This is a genomic window from Roseovarius sp. A46, from assembly GCF_004126395.1.
GTDB classification, from domain to species: Bacteria; Pseudomonadota; Alphaproteobacteria; order Rhodobacterales; family Rhodobacteraceae; genus Roseovarius; species Roseovarius nitratireducens.
This window is the reverse complement of sequence record NZ_PVWS01000002.1, coordinates 202,051-224,261: the sequence shown is the minus strand read 5'-3', so window position 1 is coordinate 224,261 and position 22,211 is coordinate 202,051. Positions and strand designations below refer to the sequence as shown.

At 67.2% G+C, this 22,211-nt stretch carries 21 protein-coding genes; 8 read left to right on the top strand and 13 right to left on the bottom strand.

The window, feature by feature from the left end:
* The 4 genes from C6W92_RS02500 to rpsL form a co-directional block, all read right to left on the bottom strand.
* Positions 1-127 (bottom strand): GTP-binding protein (locus tag C6W92_RS02500; protein WP_241691048.1); only part of this gene is annotated, 127 nt, incomplete at its 3' end.
* 86 nt (positions 128-213) lie between these two features.
* On the bottom strand, positions 214-2,331 hold the full coding sequence (gene fusA, locus C6W92_RS02495) for an elongation factor G (protein WP_129431487.1): 2,118 nt from the start codon (positions 2,329-2,331) through the stop codon (positions 214-216).
* Between the two features lie 18 nt (positions 2,332-2,349).
* Complete coding sequence (gene rpsG, locus C6W92_RS02490) at positions 2,350-2,820, bottom strand: 30S ribosomal protein S7 (protein ID WP_129431486.1); 471 nt, start codon at positions 2,818-2,820, stop codon at positions 2,350-2,352.
* 63 nt (positions 2,821-2,883) lie between these two features.
* Entirely contained in the window at positions 2,884-3,255 is a 372-nt protein-coding gene (gene rpsL, locus C6W92_RS02485) for a 30S ribosomal protein S12 (protein WP_104018583.1), read from the bottom strand.
* A 269-nt stretch (positions 3,256-3,524) separates the two neighbouring features.
* Between rpsL and C6W92_RS02480 the strand changes: the two genes are divergently transcribed.
* A complete protein-coding gene (locus tag C6W92_RS02480) occupies positions 3,525-4,388 on the top strand; it encodes a glycosyltransferase (protein ID WP_241691046.1) in 864 nt (287 codons plus the stop codon).
* Here C6W92_RS02480 and C6W92_RS02475 read toward each other — a convergent pair.
* The 4 genes from C6W92_RS02475 to C6W92_RS02460 form a co-directional block, all read right to left on the bottom strand.
* On the bottom strand, positions 4,327-5,247 hold the full coding sequence (locus C6W92_RS02475) for a DMT family transporter (RefSeq protein WP_129431485.1): 921 nt from the start codon (positions 5,245-5,247) through the stop codon (positions 4,327-4,329). The two genes, C6W92_RS02480 and C6W92_RS02475, sit on opposite strands and share 62 nt — an antisense overlap.
* Before the next feature lie 84 nt (positions 5,248-5,331).
* Positions 5,332-6,111, bottom strand: coding sequence for a 3'(2'),5'-bisphosphate nucleotidase CysQ (locus C6W92_RS02470; protein WP_129431484.1), 780 nt, complete (start codon positions 6,109-6,111; stop codon positions 5,332-5,334).
* Entirely contained in the window at positions 6,098-7,444 is a 1,347-nt protein-coding gene (locus C6W92_RS02465; protein WP_129431483.1) for a TldD/PmbA family protein, read from the bottom strand. Before C6W92_RS02465 ends, C6W92_RS02470 begins: the two co-directional genes overlap by 14 nt.
* Before the next feature lie 56 nt (positions 7,445-7,500).
* The gene (locus tag C6W92_RS02460; RefSeq protein WP_129431482.1) at positions 7,501-9,009 is read right to left on the bottom strand and encodes a DUF2125 domain-containing protein; all 1,509 of its coding nucleotides are present in this window, start codon (positions 9,007-9,009) and stop codon (positions 7,501-7,503) included.
* Positions 9,010-9,140: 131 nt separating this feature from the next.
* On the opposite strand from C6W92_RS02460, the gene C6W92_RS02455 reads away from it, so the two are divergent.
* Complete coding sequence (locus tag C6W92_RS02455) at positions 9,141-9,890, top strand: SDR family oxidoreductase (protein ID WP_129431481.1); 750 nt, start codon at positions 9,141-9,143, stop codon at positions 9,888-9,890.
* Positions 9,887-10,522, top strand: coding sequence for an enoyl-CoA hydratase/isomerase family protein (locus C6W92_RS02450; protein ID WP_129431480.1), 636 nt, complete (start codon positions 9,887-9,889; stop codon positions 10,520-10,522). The genes C6W92_RS02455 and C6W92_RS02450 overlap by 4 nt, the downstream gene beginning before the upstream one ends.
* A gap of 257 nt (positions 10,523-10,779) precedes the next feature.
* Here C6W92_RS02450 and glmM read toward each other — a convergent pair whose 3' ends face one another.
* From glmM to rimO, 3 genes are all read right to left on the bottom strand, one after another.
* Complete coding sequence (glmM, locus tag C6W92_RS02445; protein ID WP_129431479.1) at positions 10,780-12,120, bottom strand: phosphoglucosamine mutase; 1,341 nt, start codon at positions 12,118-12,120, stop codon at positions 10,780-10,782.
* A 104-nt stretch (positions 12,121-12,224) separates the two neighbouring features.
* Positions 12,225-13,235, bottom strand: a complete 1,011-nt coding sequence (gene galE, locus C6W92_RS02440) for a UDP-glucose 4-epimerase GalE (RefSeq protein ID WP_129431478.1) — start codon at positions 13,233-13,235, stop codon at positions 12,225-12,227.
* Positions 13,236-13,365: 130 nt separating this feature from the next.
* A complete protein-coding gene (gene rimO, locus C6W92_RS02435) occupies positions 13,366-14,754 on the bottom strand; it encodes a 30S ribosomal protein S12 methylthiotransferase RimO (protein WP_129431477.1) in 1,389 nt (462 codons plus the stop codon).
* Positions 14,755-14,859: 105 nt separating this feature from the next.
* Here rimO and C6W92_RS02430 point away from each other — a divergent pair, with 105 nt between their 5' ends.
* The 3 genes from C6W92_RS02430 to C6W92_RS02420 are packed head-to-tail and all read left to right on the top strand — an operon-like array spanning position 14,860 to position 19,258.
* Complete coding sequence (locus tag C6W92_RS02430) at positions 14,860-16,812, top strand: AsmA family protein (RefSeq protein ID WP_129431476.1); 1,953 nt, start codon at positions 14,860-14,862, stop codon at positions 16,810-16,812.
* A gap of 52 nt (positions 16,813-16,864) precedes the next feature.
* Entirely contained in the window at positions 16,865-18,064 is a 1,200-nt protein-coding gene (locus C6W92_RS02425; protein WP_129431475.1) for a class I SAM-dependent methyltransferase, read from the top strand.
* Positions 18,065-18,088: 24 nt separating this feature from the next.
* Positions 18,089-19,258: a pyridoxal phosphate-dependent aminotransferase gene (locus tag C6W92_RS02420; RefSeq protein ID WP_129431474.1), complete on the top strand. Its 1,170-nt coding sequence runs from the start codon at positions 18,089-18,091 to the stop codon at positions 19,256-19,258.
* 12 nt (positions 19,259-19,270) lie between these two features.
* On the opposite strand, the gene C6W92_RS02415 is transcribed toward C6W92_RS02420, so the two are convergent.
* Positions 19,271-19,726, bottom strand: coding sequence for an Lrp/AsnC family transcriptional regulator (locus tag C6W92_RS02415; protein ID WP_129431473.1), 456 nt, complete (start codon positions 19,724-19,726; stop codon positions 19,271-19,273).
* A gap of 119 nt (positions 19,727-19,845) precedes the next feature.
* On the opposite strand from C6W92_RS02415, the gene C6W92_RS02410 reads away from it, so the two are divergent.
* Entirely contained in the window at positions 19,846-20,892 is a 1,047-nt protein-coding gene (locus C6W92_RS02410) for a Glu/Leu/Phe/Val dehydrogenase dimerization domain-containing protein (RefSeq protein WP_129431472.1), read from the top strand.
* A gap of 20 nt (positions 20,893-20,912) precedes the next feature.
* Here the strand turns inward: C6W92_RS02410 and C6W92_RS02405 are convergent, their stop codons facing one another.
* Positions 20,913-21,740, bottom strand: coding sequence for an ATP-dependent Clp protease proteolytic subunit (locus C6W92_RS02405; RefSeq protein ID WP_129431471.1), 828 nt, complete (start codon positions 21,738-21,740; stop codon positions 20,913-20,915).
* 121 nt (positions 21,741-21,861) lie between these two features.
* Between C6W92_RS02405 and C6W92_RS02400 the strand changes: the two genes are divergently transcribed.
* On the top strand, positions 21,862-22,203 hold the full coding sequence (locus C6W92_RS02400; protein ID WP_129431470.1) for a hypothetical protein: 342 nt from the start codon (positions 21,862-21,864) through the stop codon (positions 22,201-22,203).
* Positions 22,204-22,211 lie beyond the last annotated feature (8 nt).

The window sequence follows — 22,211 nt, the reverse complement described above, 5'->3', positions numbered from 1 at the left end:
CATAGGCCCGGAAATCGCCAAAATACTTCGTGATCGCCGCCGTCAGCGTCGTCTTGCCGTGGTCAACGTGACCAATCGTGCCGATGTTCACGTGCGGTTTCGAACGGTCAAACTTTTCCTTCGCCATCGTCTTGGCTCCTTTTTCATTACGGATGGTGGGCCCTTGCCCACCCTACGGTTTGGGTAGGGCGGGGTTTACCCCGCCACCCGGGTTCATGCGTATTTCGACTGGATCTCTTCGGAGATGTTCGCCGGCACCGGATCGTAATGCGAGAATTGCATCGTGAACTGGGCGCGCCCCGAGGACATCGAGCGCAGCGTGTTGATGTAGCCGAACATGTTGGCGAGCGGCACGTTGGCGTTGATCGCGATGGCGTTGCCGCGGGTATCCTGACCCGAGACCTGCCCGCGCCGCGACGTGAGATCGCCGATGATCGAACCGGTGTATTCCTCCGGCGTCACCACCTCGACCTTCATGATCGGTTCGAGCAGCTTGGCCCCGGCTTTGCGCAGACCCTCGCGCATCCCCATGCGGCCGGCGATTTCGAACGCCATGACCGAGCTGTCCACATCGTGGAACTTGCCGTCCACCAGCGCGACCTTGAAGTCGATCACCGGGAAGCCGGCGAGCGGACCGCTGTCCATGACCGAGCGGATACCCTTTTCGACACCGGGGATATATTCCTTGGGCACCGCGCCGCCGACGATCCGGCTCTCGAAGGAGAAGCCCTCGCCCGGCTCGGTCGGCGCGATCTCGAGCTTGACCTCGGCGAACTGACCCGAACCACCCGACTGTTTCTTGTGGGTGTAGGTGTGCTCGATCTTGTGGCTGATCGTCTCGCGATAGGCCACCTGCGGCGCACCGATATTCGCCTCGACCTTGAACTCGCGCTTGAGCCGGTCGACGAGGATGTCGAGGTGCAATTCGCCCATACCCTTCATGATCGTCTGGCCCGATTCCAGATCGGTCTCGACGCGGAAGGACGGGTCCTCTGCGGCGAGCCGCGCGAGGCCTGCGGACATCTTCTCCTGGTCGCCCTTGGTCTTGGGCTCGACCGCGATCTCGATCACCGGGTCGGGGAAGGTCATGGTTTCCAGCACCAGCGGCTTGGCAGGATCGCACAGCGTGTCGCCGGTGGTGGTCTCCTTGAGACCGGCGAGCGCGATGATGTCGCCGGCGAATGCCTCGTCGATCTCGGAGCGATCGTTGGAGTGCATCATCATCATCCGGCCGACGCGCTCTTTCCTGCCCTTGGTCGAATTGAGGATCGCATCGCCCTTCTTCATCGTGCCCGAGTAGATGCGCGTGAAGGTCAGGCTGCCCACGAACGGGTCGTTCATGATCTTGAAGGCGAGCGCCGAGAACGGCTCGGCATCATCGGCCTTGCGGACGATGTTGCGGGTCTCGGTCTCGTCATCGGGCGAGAAGCCCATGTAATCCGGCACGTCGAGCGGCGAGGGCAGGAAATCCACCACCGCGTTCAGCAGCGGCTGCACGCCCTTGTTCTTGAACGCCGAGCCACCGAGCACGGGCACGAAATCGAGCGCCAGAGTGCCCTTGCGGATCAGGCGGCGGAGCGTCTCGATATCGGGCTCCTCGCCCTCGAGATAGGCCTCCATCACGTCGTCGTCCTGCTCGACCACGGTCTCGATCATCGTGGCGCGCCACTCGTCGGCCATGTCCTTGAGCTCGTCACGCACCGGCTGACGGGTCCAGCTTGCACCGAGATCCTCGCCGCGCCAGGTCCATTCCTCCATGGTGATGAGGTCGATGATACCCTCGAGCTTGTCCTCTGCCCCGATGGGCAGGTTCACGGGCAGCGGCGTCGCGCCGGTGCGCGTCTTGATCATGTTGACGCAGTTGATGTAGTCGGCGCCGATCTTGTCCATCTTGTTGACGAACACGATCCGCGGCACCTTGTAGCGGTCGGCCTGGCGCCAGACGGTCTCGGTCTGCGGCTCGACACCGGCATTGCCGTCAAGCAGGCAGATCGCGCCGTCGAGCACGGCGAGCGAGCGCTCCACCTCGATGGTGAAATCGACGTGACCGGGGGTGTCGATGATGTTCAGGCGGTGCTTCGAGCTGGCCGGCTCGGTGCCGGTATAGGTCTTTTCCCAGAACGTGGTGGTCGCGGCGCTCGTGATCGTGATGCCGCGCTCCTGCTCCTGCTCCATCCAGTCCATCGTCGCGGCGCCATCATGCACCTCGCCGAGCTTGTGGGACTTGCCGGTGTAGAACAGGATCCGCTCGGTGCAGGTGGTCTTGCCTGCATCGATATGGGCCATGATCCCGAAGTTGCGGTAGTATTCCAGCGTATAGTCGCGTGCCATCGGAGAATGCCTCTCGGGTTACCAGCGGTAGTGGCTGAACGCCTTGTTGGCGTCGGCCATCTTGTGGGTGTCTTCGCGTTTCTTGACGGCCGAGCCGCGGCTCTGGACGGCGTCGAGCAATTCGCCCGCCAGACGCTCTTCCATCGTCTTCTCGTTGCGGGCACGCGACGCGTTGATCAGCCAGCGGATCGCCAGCGCCTCGCGACGCTCGGTGCGGACCTCGACGGGCACCTGGTAGGTGGCCCCGCCGACGCGACGAGAGCGAACCTCGACCGACGGCTTGATGTTGTCGAGCGCCTCGTGAAACACCTCGACCGGCGCGCGCTTGATCTTGGTCTCGACACGCTCGAGCGCGTTGTAGACGATCTTTTCCGCGGCGGATTTCTTGCCATCCACCATCAGGTTGTTCATGAACTTGGTCAGAACCCGGTCGCCATACTTGGCGTCGGGCAGGATATCGCGCTTTTCGGCGGCGTGACGACGGGACATCTTATCTTCCTCTTGTTCCTCTGCGGGCGATGCCCCGGCGCGATGCCGGGACGCCCGAAATCCTTATTTCGGGCGCTTCGCCCCGTATTTCGAACGGCGCTGCTTGCGGTCCTTGACGCCCTGCGTGTCGAGCACACCGCGCAGGATGTGGTAGCGCACGCCGGGAAGGTCCTTGACGCGGCCGCCGCGGATCAGGACGACCGAGTGCTCTTGCAGGTTGTGCTTTTCGCCGGGAATGTAGCTGATAACCTCGAAGCCGTTGGTCAGGCGCACCTTGGCAACCTTGCGCATGGCCGAGTTCGGCTTCTTCGGCGTCGTCGTATAGACGCGCGTGCACACGCCGCGTTTCTGCGGGCAGCCCTGAAGGTGCTGCGATTTCGTGGCTCTGACTTTCGGCTGCCGCGGCTTGCGGATCAGCTGCTGGATCGTTGGCATTCCGGTTCTTTCCCCGTCTCTCAACACATGTGTCTGCAAGGGCACGCCCCTGCGGTTCATCGAAAACGCGCTGCGCGTCCGCAACACGCATACACCGCATCCGCACCTTTTCATCCGGTGCGACGCGGCGGGCTTCCAGAGGATCGGGGCGCATTCGCCCGGATCATGACCACTCAAGTTATGAAACAGACGGCAGGGCAACCCGCCCCGCGCCTGTGGATTGAGCGGCGTATAGGCAGAGTCGCCATGCTTGTCAACAGCGGCCCGGGATGCCAAGACTTGGGCCACCCGAGACCACCCGCGAGGCCCGCGCCATGCGCGTCATCGGATTGTGCCGCTTCTCCTACCCCGCCCTCGGCGGGTTCAAGCGGATGCACGGATCGGTGGCCGAACGCGAGGCCTATCTCTACGCGCCCGACCGGATGGCACTGCGTTTCGCGCATTTCGAGAGCCTGACCCTGCCCTCTATCGCCGCGCAATCCAATGGCGATTTCACCTTTCTCGTGGTCACCGGCGAGAGCCTGCCCGAGCCGTGGCGGTCGCGCCTGCACGATCTTGCCGCAGATGTGCCGCAGATGCGGATCGTGGAGATGGAGCCGATGCGCCACCGCGACGCGATGCGCCGCGCCATCAAGCAGGCGCTCGGCGAGGACGAGACCGAGTCGATCCAGTTCCGGCTCGACGATGACGACGCGGTGTCGGTGGGATTCGTGCAGAGCCTGCGCTGGTTCGAACGCAACACGCGGCGGATGCGGCGGGCATGGCGCAACGTGGCGTTCGAATACAATCGCGGCTATGCGGTGCGCCTGTCGGAGCAGGGTATCGAGGCCGAGGCGGTGCAGACGCATTTCTGGGCCTGTGGCCTCGCCGTGCTGTTCCGCCCCGGTGATGCGAAAACGGTGATGAATTACGGCCATCACAAGCTGCACCACGAGATGCCGACGCTCATCAACCCGGGACCAGAGATGTACCTGCGCGCCCTGCACGACGACAACGACACCGGCGAGGCACAGCACCCGCCCGCGCTCAGCCCGCTCGACGACGCGCGGCGCGCGCTCTTTCGCGAGCGGTTCAACGTGGACGAGGACCGAGTGAAAGCTCTTTTTTCCGCAAGGCCCGCGCACGCCGGCTGATCCGCGTCTCGCGGTAGAGGGTGAATACCCCCGAGGCCACCACGATCCCAGCGCCAACGAGCGTGATCGTTTGCGGCCAGTCGCCGAACACCACCCATCCAAGGATCAGCGCCCAGATGAGGCTCGTATAGCGGAACGGCGCGACGAACGATATCTCGCCTACCCGCATCACCATGATGGAAAACAGGTATCCGCCGATGATCATCACCGCCGCCCCACCGATCAGCAGGGCGGCGCGACCGTCCACCGGGGCCCAGCCCTGCGGCACGGTCGCCAAGCCGAAGAACACCATGATGCAGGCCGAGGTGATGAGCGTCACCTGCATCGAGGGCACTTCGCGCGACAACCTGCGCGTGGCCAGATCGCGCAGCGTGACCATCGCCACCGCCGCGAGGCCGTAGACCGAATAGATGGTGAACCCCTCGGTACCCGGACGCACGATCAGCATCACGCCGATGAACCCCGCGATGATGGCCGACATTCGTTTCCAGCCCACCGGCTCGCCAAAGAACAGCGCGGCGGCGAGCGTGATGGTCAGCGGCAGCGCCTGCATGATCGCGCTGATATTGGCGATCGGCATGTGAAAGAGCGCGGTGACAAAGAAATAGGCCGAGCCCACCTCGCCCACCATCCGCCAGAACACCGGCCACCGGTCGGCGCGCGGCAGGCGCTGGCGCAACGCCCCCATGCGCCAGGCGATCACCGCCACCATCGCCGTGGTCAGCACCCCGCGCAGGAACATCACCTGAAACAGCGATATCTGCCCCGACAGCGACTTTATCATCGCGTCGTTGAAGGTGAACGCCGCCATCGACCCCATCATCAGGAGCGCGCCGGTAAGATTGTCGGAACGGGGCATTGCGGGACCGAAAGGTGGCTGAAACGCGGGGGCCAGCCCCCGCACCCCCGGAGTATTTGGCCCAAGGTGAAATGACAAGCGCGTTCAATCCGCGAGCGCAGCGATGAGCCCGGAGTGAAGCGTATGGTTGGCGGCGGCCAGCCCTTTGACCTGCGGCACCGGGTTGTTGAACACGAGCGGGCCGCCGCGGCGGTCCGAGGTCGCTGCCCCGGCTTCGCGCAGGATCAGGTCACCCGCCGCCGCGTCCCATTCCCAGGTCGGGCGCAGTGTCAGCATCGCGTCATAGCGCCCCTCCGCTACCAGCGCGAGCCGGTAGGCAAGCGAGGGCCGAAAGCCCCGGCGCAAGAGCGGCACCCGCCCGTCCCGCCAATGCGCAGGGTCGAGCGCGGGCTTTGCCGCGAGCAACGTGGCCCCCGGCAGGGCGCGGCGCGCGCCCGCGCGGATCGGCATCCCGTTGAGCGTAGCCCCCTGCCCCGCGGCGGCGGCGTAGAGCTTGTCGCGCATCGGCAGATAGATCACGGCGGCGGTAACCACGCCGCGCTCGACCACCGCCAGCGCGTGCGCCCACAGGCCACTGCCCTCGATCATGCTGCGCGTGCCGTCGATCGGATCGACGATGAACACCCGATCAGCCCGGAGCCGCGCGGGATCGTCCTCTGTCTCTTCCGACAGCCAGCCGTAATCGGGACGCGCGGCGCGCAGGCGCGCGGCGAGGCAGGCATCCACAGCGAGGTCCACCGCCGTCACCGGACCGGCACCGCCGGGCTTGTCGATCGTGTCGAGCGGGCCGGTCACGAGATCGCTCGCCAGTGCCCCCGCCTCGCGCGCCGCCTCGATCAGCAGCGCGAGGTCATGCGCCGGCAAGCGTCAGCCCCTCGACCAGAAGCGACGGCACCACGCGGCTCAGATGCAGGCGCGCATCGTTGGCGGGCGTGATCCGGCGCAGCATCTCGGGAAGGCTCCCGGCGATGGTGCATTCGTTGACCGGGTGCGAAATCCCGCCCCCCTCGACCCAGAACCCGGCCGCCCCGCGCGAGTAGTCGCCGGTATTGGGGTTGATGGTCGCGCCGATAAGCGAGGTGACCAGAAGCCCGGTGCCCATCTCGCGCAACAGGTCGGCGCGGCTCTGCTCCCCTTGGGTGAGTGCGACGTTCCACGTCGCGGGCGACGGTACACCGGACACCCCGCGCGCCGCGTTGCCCGTGGGCGTCATCCCCAGCTTGCGCGCCGAGGCCAGATCGAGCGTGTAGCCGCACAGTACGCCCCCTTCGACGATCGCACGCGGTGCCGTCGGCAGCCCCTCTGCATCGAAGAGCCGCGAGCCGGACACGCGGACGCGGTGCGGGTCCTCGCGCAGGTCGAGCGTATCGGGCAGCACCGGCGTGCCGATCCGGTCGCGCAGCCAGGACGACCCGCGCGCCACCGCCGCGCCGTTGGCCGCCGACAGCAAGTGACCGATCAGCGTGCCCGCCACCCGCTCGTCGAAGATCACCGGATAGGCGCCCGTCCGCGGCCTGCGCGCGCCGGTTCGCTCGGCCGCGCGCTCCCCGGCGCGCCGCCCGATCTCGGATGGATCGCGCAGGTCGGCGGCAAACACGCGAGAGTCGGCGTCGTGGTCACGCTCCATCCCCGTGCCGGTCCCGGCAATGGCCACGCAGGACAGGCTCGTATCGCTGCGCGCATAGCCGCCGGAGAAGCCGTTGCTCGCCGCGATGTGCATCTCGCGGCGCGACCACGCGGCCGAGGCCGATTGCACTTGGGCGACCCCAGCCACGCCCAGCGCCGCCGCCTCGGCCTCCTCGGCCATCCGCATGAGCGCATCGGGGGCGGGGGCGGGGCCGGGATCGCACAGATCGAGCCCGGCTGCATCGCGCCGCACGGAAAGCTGTGTTGCGTCGGCAAGCCCGGCAAACGGATCCTCGGGGGCCTCTCGCGCCATCGCCACGGCCCGTTCGGCCAGCGCGGCAATGGTCTCGGGCCGGGTATCCGACGCAGAGACATTGGCCTGCCGCCTGCCCACCAGCACGCGCAGGCCGATATCGACGCCCTCGGCGCGCTCGGCCTGTTCCAGCGTGCCGCCGCGCATATCCACGATCACCGATTGGCCACGCATGGCGATGGCGTCGGCGGCCCCGGCCCCGGCCTTGCGCGCCGCATCGACGAGCGCATGGGTCAGATCATCGAGCGTATCCGGCATCGTCCCTCCTCACGGTCCCGCGGGAGGTAGATCGCCGCGCCCCCCGGTGCAAGAGCTCAGCGCATCCGCTGGCCGTTCACCGTCACGGTGCCATCCTTCTCGATCTCGATGCGCGAGGTCAGCGTATCCTCGCCCTCGACCGCATTGGCGAACATCGACGCCATCATCCGCGCGGTCATGGCCTGATCCTCGGGGATCAGGCCGATATCCACCAGCTTCTGCAACAGTCCCTCGCCGCCTTCGAGCCGCAGATCGACGGTCCCCTCCGCCGGCGGCATGTCGAGCCCCTCGGCATTGTCCAGCGTGATCGCGCCCTCACCGGTGAGGCGCGCGCCCGCCACCGAGAACGCCAGCTTTTCAAGCGACAGGCTGTCGAGATCGCCGGGGGTCTCGCCGCGCTCTTCGAGGGCGGAAATCTCCGCCTCATCAAAGATATTCGTCGTCAGCCGCGCCTTGCCCGTCAGGTTCACCGCGAGATTCGCCGGATCGCGCGGCAGGGTGGCCTCCGGGTCGATCATGGACCACAACTCATCGGGCAGCCGGAGACCGGCGAAATCTATCGACAGGCCGAAATCCTGTAATTCCTCGCCCTGTGCCACAGGTAGCCGGAACCGCGCGAAGGCGCGGTCGATGGCATAGGTCAGCGGCGTCGGGAACATGTCGAGCTCTGTGGTGACCTCCAGCCCCCTTGCGTCGCTCTCGTAAACCAGCCCATCCGCCGAGAACGCCCCGCTGATCCGGACCGTGTCGCTGCGCGAGGAGCCGGTCATGGTCTCGTCGTCCTCGGAGACCTCGAACTGCGACGAGCCCGCGCCGAAGGCGAGGTCGGTTTCCAGGCGGAACCCGTTTTCGAGCGCCGCCACCATGTCCGACGGATCGCCGGTCCCGGGCATGTGCATGCGCGACTCGTGGGTCATGCTGTCGGCTTCGCCCGCGAGATCGAGGGCCGAGCCCGTCTTCTCATCGACAATCTTGAACCGATAGCCGACGGTGCCGGAGGAAAGGCGCTGCTCGACGCGGCGCACATCCTTGTTGAACCGGGTTGTGCTGTTCCCCTCCAGATCCTCGAACGTCAACCCGCCAGCGAGGGTCTCGATAGCTTTGCCGCCGACCGTCACGTCGCCGATCTCGATGCGCATCATCTGCGCGGCATAGGCATAGTCGATTTCCTCCGGTGTGCCGGAGGCGGTGATCCACAGGCCATCATGGCTGAGCGTCAGTACGGCTGTCAGTGGCTCGTCATCGGCGGGCGTGACGGCAACGGCCATCGGCATGGTGGGCGGATAGATCAGCTCGACCGTGCCGTCGCCTGCTTCGGTCATCTCGATCCGGCCCATCCGCATCTCGACGCGCCCGCCGTCATCCGGCAGCTCCTGCGTCAGGCCGAGGTCGGGGATCACGATCCCGTCGCTGCCCTGCTGCGGCGTGCCCGTGATCTCGTAGCCGAGCTGCGATAGCTGCCCCTGCCAGCTCTGCCAGACATCCGCGGCCGTCAGGTCGGCGAAGGCGGGACCGGCGGAAAGGCCGAGAACAAGCAACGGGGCGGCGCGGAGACAAGGAGGCATCGTCAAATCCTTTTTATCGGAACGGTCTGAAACAATGTCGGCCCTGCCACACCCCGGGTCAAGTGACGATCCGTCTGGAATTCGGTGGCCACGCCGGATAGAAACCGACGGAATACCACAAGGGGGCTGACATGAGCATGACCGGAAAATGCGTTCTCATCACCGGCGCGAGCAAGGGCATCGGAGCGGCGACGGCGCGTGTCTTTGCCGAGGCGGGCGCGAACGTGGCGTTGGTGGCGCGCAACGGTGACGCCATCGCCAAACTTGCGGGCGAGATCGGGCCGAGCGCCATCGCCATCCCCTGTGACGTCAGCCGCTACTGGGAAATGGAGGCCGCGGTCGAGGCCTGCCACACCGCCTTCGGGCGGCTGGATGTGCTGATCAACAACGCGGGTGTAATCGCACCGATCGCGATGCTGGCCGAAGCCGACCCCGACGCCTGGGGCCACGCTATCGACATCAACCTCAAGGGCGTGTTCAACGGCATGCGCGCGGCGCTTCCGGGGATGATGGATCGCGGCGAGGGCACGATCATCACCGTCAGTTCGGGCGCCGCGCACAACGCGCTGGAAGGCTGGAGCGCCTATTGCGCGTCCAAGGCCGGGGCGGCGATGCTGACGCGCAGCGCCGATCTCGAGGCGCGCGGCGCGGGGGTGCGGGTGATGGGCCTGTCGCCCGGCACGGTCGCCACCGACATGCAGCGCGAGATCAAGGAAAGCGGCGTCAACGCGGTGGCAGCGCTCGACTGGTCCGAGCATATCCCCGCCGACTGGCCGGCGCGCACGCTTCTGTGGATGTGCGGGCCGGAGGCGAGCGATCTCGCCGGGCAGGAGATTTCGCTGCGCGACCCGGATATCCGCGACCGGGCGGGCCTCGCATGATCGGGCTGGCGCGCGAGGACGGTCTATGGACCGTCACCCTCAACCGCCCCGACAAGGCAAACGCGCTGACCGAGGCAATGCTGGCCGAGCTGGCCGATATTGCAGAGGCCGCCCACGGCGAGGCCCGGGCACTGATCCTGACCGGGTCGGGCAAGGTGTTTTCCGCCGGCGCCGACCTCGAAGCCGCGCGCGCAGGCCTCGCGACGAGCGCTCAGTGGGAACGGCTCTCGGGTGCGCTCGCCACGCTCCCGAACCTCACGGTCGCGGCGCTGAACGGGACCGTTGCGGGCGGCGCGTTGGGGATGGTTCTGGCCTGCGACCTGCGCATCGCGGTCGAGGGCGCAGGCGCGTTCTACCCGGTGATGCGGCTCGGCTTTCGCCCGCAACCCAGCGACCCGGCACGGCTCGCCGCCCTGGTAGGTCCGGCGCGGGCAAAGATGATCCTGCTGGCGGGCGCGAAGATCGGGACTGACGAGGCGCTGGCCTGGGGCCTCTTTGACCGGGTCGTGCCGCGCGGCGACCTGATGGAGAGCGCGCGGGGGCTGGTCGCCGACAGCCTCGCCGCCGACCCCGACCACGCCACCGCGCTCAAGGCGATGTGCCGCGCAGGAGGCGCTCCTGTGAGGGAGTAGGGTCTGGCCTGTTGCGGACCTTCACAGCTTGGTGCCAATGCGCGGAATCAAGGCGTGCTTGCACGCCGCCGCGCATCGCCGGGCCGCACCCACGGCACGGCGATACGGCTGCAACCTGCGCGCCGCTCGGGCCTTTCTCGGATTTGGCTGCCATAAAGCGCGGCAGAACCACCGTGGGATCGCCGCGCCGCGGCCCGTCGATGCGCGGCTAATGCGAACGACGGCTCCAAGCCGGAACCGGCCGCCGCTCCCGCCGCTCAGCTTGCCTCTTCCACCGCGCCCACGAGCCGGGTCATCACCCTGTCGAGCACGCGCGCGTCCACCGCCTCGGCCATCACGCGGATGAGCGGTTCGGTTCCCGATTCCCGGATCAGGAGGCGCCCGTCGCCGCCCAGCTCGCGCTCGGCCTCGGCCATCGCGGTCTGCACGCGGTCGGTTTTGAGCGGGGTCTTGCCCTCGGCAAAGCGCACATTGACGAGGCGCTGCGGCACCGGCTCGAACACCTGCGCAAGCGTGCTCGCCGTCTGCCCGGTCTCGACCATCGCGGCGAGGAACTGCAACGCGCCGATCAGCCCGTCGCCGGTGGTGGCGTAATCGGTCATCACGATATGGCCGGATTGCTCACCGCCGAGGTTGTGCCCGCCCGCCCGCATCGCCTCGACCACGTTACGGTCGCCCACGGGCGTGCGCTTGAGCGCGATGCCCTGCTCTGCCAGATGCCGCTCCAGCCCGAGATTGGACATCACCGTGGCCACCAGCGTATCGCCCGCCAGCCGCCCCTCGCGCGCCCAGCGGGTGGCGATGAGCGCCATGAACTGATCGCCGTCGGCCACGCGCCCCTGCTCGTCGATGAGCACCACGCGATCGGCATCGCCATCGAGGCAGATGCCCAGGTCGGCGCGCGTCTCCAGCACCTTGCGCGCGGCGGCCTCGGGGCGGGTCGAGCCGCAGTTGAGGTTGATGTTGTAGCCGTCCGGGTTCACCCCGAGCGGGATCACCTCGGCGCCCAGCTCCCACAGCACCTCGGGGGCGGCACGGTAGGCGGCGCCGTTGGCGCAGTCGATCACGATGCGCAGCCCGCCAAGGCGGCGGCGGCGGGGAAAGGTGGTCTTGGCGTATTCCACGTAGCGCCCGCGCGCATCGTCCACGCGCCGCGCCCGGCCGATATTGTCGGGGGCCGACAGGGTCACACCCTCGTCGAGCAACCGCTCGATCTCGCCCTCGGCCTCGTCGCTGAGCTTGAACCCGTCGGGGCCAAAGAGCTTGATGCCATTGTCGGAGGCTGGGTTGTGGCTGGCCGAGATCATCACACCGACATCCGCGCGCAACGAATGCGTGAGATAGCCAATGGCCGGCGTCGGCACCGGACCGAGCAGGAACACGTCCATCCCCGTCGAGGTGAACCCGGCGGTCAGCGCGTATTCCAGCATATAGCCCGAGCGCCGCGTGTCCTTGCCGATCACCACGCGGTGTTCCTGCTTGTCGGTGCGGAAATAGCGCCCGGCCGCCGCCCCGAGCCGCAGCGCCATGTCGGCGGTCATCGGCCACGTATTGGCCTGCCCGCGAACGCCGTCGGTGCCGAAAAGTCGCTTGCGCATGGCGGGCCTCCTGAACACAGCCTGGAAAATGTTTCGGCGTTGAGAGGGCTTTAGCATGTGCGCAACCGAACCGACAAGGCCGGTGCACCCCCGCGGTGCCGGGGCTAGCGATAGCCCTCGGGGTTGTCGGACTGCCACTTCCAAGCCGTGCGGCACATCTCGTCCAATTGGCGCTCTGCCCGCCATCCCAGAACCTCGTGCGCGCGGGTCGGGTCGGCGCGCATGATCGGGATGTCGCCGTCGCGGCGCGGCGCGATGCGATAGGGTATCTCGCGCCCCGTCACCCGCTCGAACATGTGCACAAGCTCCAGCACCGTCGCCCCCCGCCCGGTGCCGATGTTGAACACGTCGCATCCCTCGTGCCCCACCGCGTGGCTCAGCGCGTCGAGATGCGCGCGCGCCAGATCGACGACATGGATATAATCGCGCTCTCCGGTCCCGTCGCGGGTCTCGTAATCGTCGCCAAAGACATCGAGGACGGATCGCCGCCCCACCGCCACCTGCGAGACGAACGGCATCAGGTTGTCGGGGATCCCGGTCGGGTCTTCCCCGATCCGCCCGCTGTCATGCGCACCGACCGGGTTGAAATAGCGCAACAGAACGGCCGACTGTCCGTTTCCGGCGGCGATCCAGTCGCGGATGATCTCCTCGATGAAGAACTTGGTGCGGCCATAGGGGTTGACCGGTGCGAGCGGATGCACCTCGTCATATGGGATGTAGAGCGGAATCCCGTAAACCGTGGCCGACGAGGAAAACACGATCCGCGCCACCCCGGTGTCCTGCATCGCCTGCAACAGCGTCATCGCGCCGTATACGTTGTTGCGATAGTAAAGCAGCGGATCGCGGACGGATTCCCCCACCGCCTTTAGCCCGGCGAGATGGATCACCGCGTCGGGGCGAAAGGCAGACAGCGCCGCGCACAGCCCGCCGTGATCGGTGATATCGCCCTCCACAACGTCGAAATCGCGCCCGGCCAGTGCCCGGACCCGGTCGAGCGCCGCAGGCGTGCTGTTGCTAAAATTGTCAAAGACGCAAGCCTGCCAGCCCCGCCCGAGAAGCTCGTTGAGAACATGCGTGCCGATATAGCCTGCACCGCCCGTGAGAAAGACTTTCACCGCTCGTCACACCCGCCCGATTGTCCGGCGGACCGCGCGGACCTGCCGGAGAGGACCATACCGGTCATGGAAATCATACCTGACCATCCCATCGCTGCGCCGGTCTGGCAACCCGCGTGGCCCAGCCCGCTCAACACAGGACACCCCACAGATCATACTCTCCCGCCTCGTCCACCTCGACGGTCACGATATCGCCCACCGACAGCCCCGTCGCGCCCTCGTCGATGAAGAGATTGCCGTCAATCTCGGGCGCATCCGCCATCGTGCGGGTCGTCGCGATGCCGTCCTCGTCGATATCGTCCACGATCACGCTCATGCGCTGACCGACCTTCGCAGCCAGCTTCGCCTCGGAAATCGCCTGCGCGCGGGCCATGAACCGCTCCCAGCGGTCCTGCTTGACCTCCTCGGCCACATGATCGGGCAACGCGTTCGACCGCGCACCGGCAACGTTCTCGTATTTGAAACAGCCGACCCGGTCGAGCTGTGCCTCGTCGAGCCAGTCGAGCAACGTCTGGAATTCGCCTTCCGTCTCGCCCGGATAGCCCACGATAAAGGTCGAGCGCAGGGCGATGTCCGGGCAGATCGCGCGCCACGCGGCGATCTCGTCCAATGTCTTCGCCGCCGCCGCGGGCCGCGCCATGCGGCGCAACGTGTCGGGATGGGCGTGCTGGAACGGGATGTCGAGATAGGGCAGCACCAGCCCGCCATTTTCCCCCACCTGCCCCATCAGCGGGATCAGATCGCGCACATGCGGATAGGGATAAACGTAATGCAGCCGGACCCACGCCCCCAGCGATCCGAGGTCGCGGGCGAGGTCGGTGATGTGGGCGCGGTGACCGTTGGCCTCGGCGTGCTTGATATCGACGCCGTAGGCAGAGGTGTCCTGGCTGATGACCAGCAGTTCCCTGACCCCGTTCTCCACCAGCTTTTCGGCCTCGCGCATCACCGCATGGGCGGGGCGCGACTGCAAACGCCCGCGCATGTCCGGGATGATGCAGAACTTGCACTTGTGGTTACAGCCCTCGGAAATCTTGAGATAGCTGTAATGGCGCGGTGTCAGGCGGACGCCCGAGGCGGGCAGCAGGTCGACGAACGGATCGGGACTCGGCGGCACGGCGGTGTGCACGGCATCGAGAACCTGCTCGTATTGGTGCGGGCCGGTCACCGCCAGAACCCTGGGATGCGCGCCGGTGATATAATCGGGCTCGGCCCCGAGACAGCCGGTGACGATGACGCGGCCATTCTCGGCCAGCGCCTCGCCGATGGCTTCGAGGCTCTCGGCCTTGGCGCTGTCGAGAAAGCCGCAGGTGTTGACGATCACCGCGTCGGCCCCGGTGTAATCGACAGAGATGCCATAGCCCTCGGCGCGCAGCCGCGTGAGGATGCGCTCGCTGTCCACCAACGCCTTGGGGCACCCGAGAGAAACCATTCCAATAGAGGGCTGGCCGGTGCGGGGCGACTCTGTGACCCGCGCGCGCGGCGCGAGATCGGGGCGAAGATCGGGAGGGTTCTGCGACATGGGGCGCGATATAACGGTCAAGTCAGCGTGCGGGAAGGGCAAAAGCGGTTGCTTCGGCCCGCGCGCCAACCCTAATGTTGATCCAGGACACGGAGGGAGTGCGTCATGCGGTGGATATTCCGGCTGATTGGTCTGGTCGTCGTGATCGCGGCCGTCTTCGTCGGCGCGCTGTTCTTTCTGCCGGGCGAGCGTGTCGCCGCGATCGCCGCGGACCAGATCACCAAGGCCACCGGGCGCAAGGTGACGCTGTCGGGCGAGACCCGGATCAGCCTCTACCCCGTGCTCGGCGTAGCGACCGGCGCGGTCGAGGTCGCCAATGCGGGCTGGTCCGATGCGGGGCCGATGCTGCAAGCCGACAGTCTCAAGATCGGGGTGAAACCGGCGGCGCTCTTCGGTGGCGATATCCGCATCACCGGGCTGGAAGCTGTTGATCCCGTCATCCGGCTCGAGCGCGCCGCCGACGGGCGCGTCAACTGGAAGTTGGGGGTGGAGGGCGTGGCGCCCTCCGGGCAGGCAACGGACAGCGCCGCGCCCGCCACCTCCGAGCGGCTGGCGCTGACGCTCGACCGGGCGCTGGTGACGGGGGCGCGGCTCATCTACACCGATCACGCGGCGGGCACGGTCGAGGAGTTGCGCGATCTCGACCTCGACCTGCGCTGGCCCGAATATGACGGAACGGCGGATTTCGAGGCCTCGTTTTCCCGGGGCGGCGAGCCGGTCTCGGTCGAGGGGCGGCTCGATCAGGTGGGCCGGTTCATCGACGGGGCGGTGACCACCATTGCCGCGACAGTGGAGGCCGCGGGCGGGCGCGTGGCGTTTGACGGACGCGCAGGCACGCAGCCGCAGGTGCAGGGCCGGCTCGATCTCGACCTCGCCGATTCCGGGGCCTTTCTCGGCGCGCTGGGAATGGCCGGGGTCACCCTGCCCGAAGGGTTGGGCCAGAGCCTGAAAGGCGGGGCCGATGTGACGCTGACCGGCGCCATGAACCTGTCGGTTCGCGGGCTGAACCTACAGGTTGGCGGCAACAGCCTCACTGGCGCGGCGGATGTCAATCTGTCCGGGGACGTGCCCCGCGTCAACGCGCAGATCGCGGCGGGCGCGCTCGACCTGTCGCGCCTGGCCGGGGCCGACTCGACCGGCGAGGCGGGGGGCGGCTCCGGTGGCGGCGGGGGCGCGCAGGGCTGGTCGACCGAGCCCATCGACGCCAGCGCACTGGCGCTGGCAAATGGCGAGATGGCATTCTCCGCCGACAGCATCGACCTCGGTGACCTCAAGCTGGGCCGCACGCGCACGCTCATGACGCTCGATCAGTCGCGCGCCGTGTTCGCGCTGCGCGAGGTGCGGGGCTATGATGGCCTCGTGACCGGCGATTTCGTGGTCAACAACCGCGCGGGGCTTTCGGTAGGGGGCACGCTGCGGGCCGAGGGGCTCGATATGGAGCGCTTCCTCACCGACGCCGCAGGGATCACGCGGTTCTCCACCAAGGCGGGCGGCACGCTGAATTTCCTCGGCGTCGGCAATTCGGTGGACGCGATCATGAAGAGCCTCAGCGGCGACGGACGATTCGAGACCGGGCGCGGCGTGATCTCGGGCATCGACCTCGACCGGCTGATGCGCGCGGGCGACGTGACCGGCGGCACCACGATCTTTGATGCGATGAACGCGAGCTTCACGATGGACAAGGGCAATCTCTTCAATGACGACCTCGTCATGCGCCTGCCGCTCATCCGCGCGGAGGGCGAGGGCAGGATCGGGCTGGGCGCGCGCGATATCGACTACCTGTTCACGCCCGTCCTGCTTGAGGGCGAGACCTCGCAGGGGCTGGCGATCCCTGTGCGCATCCGCGGCCCGTGGGAGAACCCGCGCATCGTGCCCGACCTGGAAAAGGCCATCGACATGAACCTGAAAGAGGAACGCAAGAAGGCCGAGGAGCGGCTGGAGCGCGAGGTGCAGGAGCGGCTCAACATCACGCCCGAAGAGGGGCAGAGCCTCGAAGACGCGGCCAAGGACAAGCTCGAGGACCGCGCCAAGCGCGAGCTTCGCAAGCTCTTCGAGTGAGGCGGGTGCGGGATTTGGGTATTTTTGCCAAGAAGAAGACGAAGGCGCGCGCATGAGCGAGGTCAGGGCGCAATACGAGGCCTACCCATACCCTGAGCGCAACCCCGAAGACGAGCGCAAGCGGCTGGTGACGGGTTCGCCCTCGCATGTGCTGGAGATCGACCATTTCATCTACGGCGGCGCACGCGACTGGTCGCGGCCCTTGCGCGTGCTGGTGGCGGGGGGCGGCACAGGCGACGCGCTGATTCAGGTGGCGCAACAGATGGCCGACGCGGGCCGCGCCGCAGAGATCACCTACCTGGACCTGTCGACCGCCGCGCGCCGGGTGGCCGAGGCGCGGGCGCAGGTGCGGGGGCTAAAGGGTATCCGGTTCGTGACCGGCAGCCTGATGGAGGCCGCGGACCTCGGGGAATTCGACTATATCGACTGCTGCGGCGTGCTGCATCACCTGCCCGATCCGGCGGCGGGGTTTCGCGCGCTCCTGGCGGCGCTGGCGCCCGGGGGCGGCATGGGGTTCATGGTCTATGCGCCTTATGGCCGGTCGGGCGTCTACCCGTTGCAGGAGGCGTTTGGACAGCTCCTCAAAGGGCAACCGCCCGAGGCGCGGCTGAAGGCGGCGCGCAAGCTGGTGGCGGGGCTGCCCGAGGGGCATCCGTTCCGCTGCAATCCCAACCTGGGCGATCACAAGGACAGCGATGCGGGGTTCTACGACCTGCTTTTGCACAGCCAGGACAGGGCGTTTGACGTGCCGGCGCTGGTCGCGATGCTGGAGCAGACGGGCTGGGCGCTGGCAGGCTTAGCCATGCCCGCGCTATACGACCTGGGCCGCATCACCGAGCCGCCCGGCCACCTCGGTCCTGTAGAGCGAATGGCGCTGGCCGAGAAGCTGACCGGCACGATCAAGACCCATGTGGGCTATGCCGTGCGCGGAGCCGAGGCGCGCGGCCCGGCGAAGGGCGGCAAGCCGGCGCTGGTGCCGCATCTCAAGGGCGTGCGCGCCACTGAGCTGGCGCGCGCCGTGGCGCAGGGGCAGCGCCCGGTGCTGCGCATGGGAGGGGTCGAGGCACGGCCCGACCTGCCGCGCGGGGCCGCTCCGCTCATCGCCGCCGTCGACGGGCGGCGCAATCTGGCCGAGATCGGGCGGCAGGCGGGGATCGACGCGATCGCGCTCGCGTCGCTCTGGGCCCCGGTCGAGCGGCAACTGGGAAATCACGGCCTGCTGCATTATTCGACGATCCTGCGGCGGGGCTGAGGGCATGACAGGAGAGATATCAGAATGACCGGGATGATACTTGCCAAGAGCCTGTCGCGGCTCGGGACCGAATCGGCCTTTACCGTTCTGGCGCGCGCACAGGCGCTGGCCGCCGAGGGGCACGATATCGTCAATCTCGGGATCGGGCAGCCGGATTTCCCGACGCCGCCGCATATCGTGGAGGCAGGCGTCAAGGCGTTGCGCGATGGCCATCACGGCTATACGCCCGCGAATGGTATCCCAGCGCTGCGCGAGGCGGTGGCCGCCGACCTGCACGCGCGCCACGGGGCGGAGGTCGATCCCGGCTGCGTGGTGGTGGTGCCGGGCGGCAAGCCGACCATGTTCTTTGCCGGGCTGATGTTCGGCGAGCCGGGCGCCGAGATCATGTATCCCGACCCGGGCTTTCCGATCTACAAGTCGGTGATCGACTACAGCGGTGCGCGCGCCGTGCCCTATCCGCTGGCCGAAGAGAACGGTTTTGCTTTCGATGCCGAGGCGGTGCTGGCGCGGATCACGCCCGCCACACGGCTTATCATGCTCAACAGCCCCGCCAACCCTACCGGCGGCGTCACGCCGCGCGCGCAGGTGGACAGGCTGGTGGCGGGGCTGGCGGATCATCCCCACGTGGCGGTGCTGTCGGACGAGATCTACAGCCGGATGCTTTATGGCGGGCGGGATCATGTCTCGCTCTTGCAATACCCCGAGATCCGCGACCGGCTCATCATGCTCGACGGCTGGTCCAAGACCTATGCGATGACCGGCTGGCGGCTGGGCTATGCGGTCTGGCCCGAGAGCCTTGTGGAGCATGTCACGCGGCTGTGCATCAACGATCATTCCTGCGTCAATGCCGCCGCGCAACATGCCGGGATCGCCGCGCTGACCGGGCCGCAGGGCGCGGTGGACGAGATGATGCGCGCCTTCGACGCGCGGCGGCGGCTGATCGTGGCACGGCTGAATGCGCTGCCGGGGGTGCGTTGTACCGATCCGGGCGGGGCGTTCTATGCCTTTGCCAATATCCAAGGGACGGGGATGAGCGCGGGCGAGGCGCAGGACCGGTTTCTCGACGAGGCGGGGGTGGCCACCGTCGCCGGCACGTCCTTTGGCGCGGAGGGCGCGGGGTTCCTGCGGTTTTCCTATGCCAACTCGATCGAGGCCATCGAGAAGGCGATGACGCGCATCGGCGCGCTGCTCTGAGGCCGGGCCGCATCAGTGTTCGGGCAGCGCCTCGCGCCGGATCATGGTGCGCAGCGCAAAGCTGGTGCGCATGGCGCGGATACCGGGTGTCTGCATCAGCCCGTCCTCGAGGAACCGGTCGAACGCCGACAGATCGGCGGCCACCACGCGGATAAGGACATCGCGGGTGCCGGTCATAAGGTAGCATTCCAGCACCTCGTCGAACTGCCGCAACCGGGCCTCGAAGGCGCGGATCGCATCGCGGCTGTGCTGCTCGAGTTCGACGAAAACGAAGGCGTTGAGCGGCAGGCCAAGCTTGTCCTGATCGACGCGGGCCCCGTAGCCGGTGATGACGCCTTCGGCCTCGAGCCGGGCGATCCGCCGCGCGAGCGGAGTGGGCGAAAGCCCCACCTCCGCCGATAGCTCGGCGAGCTTGCGCCGCCCCTCGCGTTGCAGGGCGGCGACGATCTTGCGGTCCATCCTGTCCATTTTCACCAAGATTTCGGCCCTTTCCGGTGATGTTCTCCAAAACGTGCGGTTTTGTGAGCCGCAATTGGCGTTTTTTCGCGTCTGAACGCTCTTACCTTCATGCTGAGGAGGATTCCACCATGCTGACACGTCTTTCCATTTCTTCGCACGAAGAGGTTTACCGCGTCGAGGACGCCGAGACCGGGTTGCGCGGGTTCATCGCGCTGCATTCCACGCGGCTTGGCCCGGCGGCGGGCGGCCTCAGGATGCGTGTCTACGACAGCGACGACGCGGCGCTTGAGGATGTGCTCAACCTGTCGCGTGGGATGAGCTACAAGAATGCTGCCGCCGGGCTTCCGCTCGGGGGCGGCAAGGCGGTGATCGTGGGCGATCCGGCGGCTGACAAGACGCCCGCGCTGCTGCGCGCGATGGGGCGGGCCATCGACACGCTCGGGGGGCGGTACTGGACCGCCGAGGACATGGGCATGAGCCCGGCCGACATGGCCGAGATCGCGCGCGAGACGCGCTATGTCGCCGGGCGCGATCAGGGGCGGCACGCGAGCGGCGATCCCTCGCCGGTCACCGCGCGCGGCGTGGCGGCGGCAATGCGCGCGGGCGCGGCGCGGCTCTGGGGCAGTGACGATCTGAGCGGACGGCACGTGGCGGTGCAGGGGCTGGGCCATGTCGGCTGGCACCTGTGCCGCATCCTGCACGAGGCGGGCGCACGGCTCAGCGTGGCGGATACGGACGCCGCGCGCGTGGCCACGACCGCGCGGGAATTTGGTGCGCAGACGGTGGCACCGGACACGATCCACGCCATTGAAGCGGATATCCTTGCGCCCTGTGCCATCGGCGGGGTGCTGAACGCGGAAACGATCCCGGAGATACGCGCCCGCATGATTTGCGGCGCGGCCAACAACCAGCTCTCGACGCCGCAGGATGCGGACAGGCTGCTGACACGCGGGATCCTCTACCTGCCCGATTATGTGGCCAATGGCGGCGGGATCATCAACGTGGCCGCCGAGATCCTGAATATCGAGGATCGCGCGGCATGGGTGAGCGAGAGGCTTGAAGCGATACGAGCACGTATGGATGACATCCTCACTCGGGCTGCCGGCGAGGCGGTTAGCCCCAACGCGATCGCCGACCGGATGGTGGAAGAGGCGCTTCTGGCGCGCGCGGGGTAGGCGCCGACCGACGTAGGGGGTCAGCTGATCCGCCGCCCGGGCGGCTCAAAAGGCAGAAACTCGACCGCCGATTGCCGCACCGGGGAGGGGTAGAGCTTCATCAGGTCGAGTATGTCCTGCGGCAGCCCGACATTGACCGGCAGGCCCAACGCGGTCGCCTCGGCGGGGGTGAGCGCGTAATCATGCGTCCATGTCCCCGCGGTCAGCGTATCGGCCAGCGCCTCGGCCTTGTCCTGCGGCAGGCGAGGGGTCATGATCTCGATCGCGCCGCGCTTGACCTGTGCGGTGGCCTTTTCGCTCACATCGGCGAGGACAAGGGCGAGGTCCGAGACGTGTTCGATCGGCTTGGCGTCGCGGGCGGCGAGGATCGAGGCCGCAGAGACACCCATGATTTGCGGGTCTATCGGGCCGAGCATCGAGAATTCGCCCATGACGATCTCGTCAGCGGCCAGCGCGATGAGCGTGCCGCCGGACATGGCGTAGATCGGCACGAAAACGGTTACCTTGGCCGGGTGCGCCTCGACCGCGCGGGCGATCTGCATGGCCGCCAGCACCAACCCGCCCGGCGTGTGGAGAACAAGGTCGATCGGTATCTCGCGCGGTGTCGCCTTGATCGCCGAAATGATGGATTGCGCATCCTCGAGCCCGATCGTGTTCGACATGTTCATCCCGAACAGGCTGCGCCGCTCCTGCCGGTGTATCATGGTGATGATGCGGGTTTTGCGGCGCCTCTGGATTGTGCTGATGGCCTGTGCGCGCCGCAGCGCGAACATCCTGCCCGTCAGAAACGGTTGCAGGATGATCACCAGAAAGGCGAGAAAGATCAGGTTGGAGAAGGTGAAATCCATCGCGCTTGCGTTCCTGCTGAGGCCGACCACCGAAACCATCGCAGCCCGCGCGGCGGATGTGAATTGAAAAATCCCGGCATATGCGGCATGGACGCGGCAACAAGAAACGAGGCAACGGGCAATGAAAACGGTTCTTCTTCTCTGGCTTGTCCTTGGCCTTGCGGCCTGCGGTGGGCCGGGCCGCTTTGCGGGCGGTGCCGGTGGCGGCAGGCCGATGGCGTCTGGTCCGATTTCCGATGCCTGTCTCGCCTCGGACCGCAAGGCACGCTCGGTCGCGCTGTGCGGGTGCATCCAGTCCGTGGCCAATGACACGCTGAACGGCTTTGAGCAGCGGCGCGCGGTGGCATTTTATCGCGATCTTCAATCGGCGCAGGACATCAGGCAGTCGCAGCGCTCGGGCGATCAGCGGTTTTGGGAAGCCTACACCGCCTATGCCGAGCGCGCCGACCGCGTCTGCAAGTGATCCCGGCG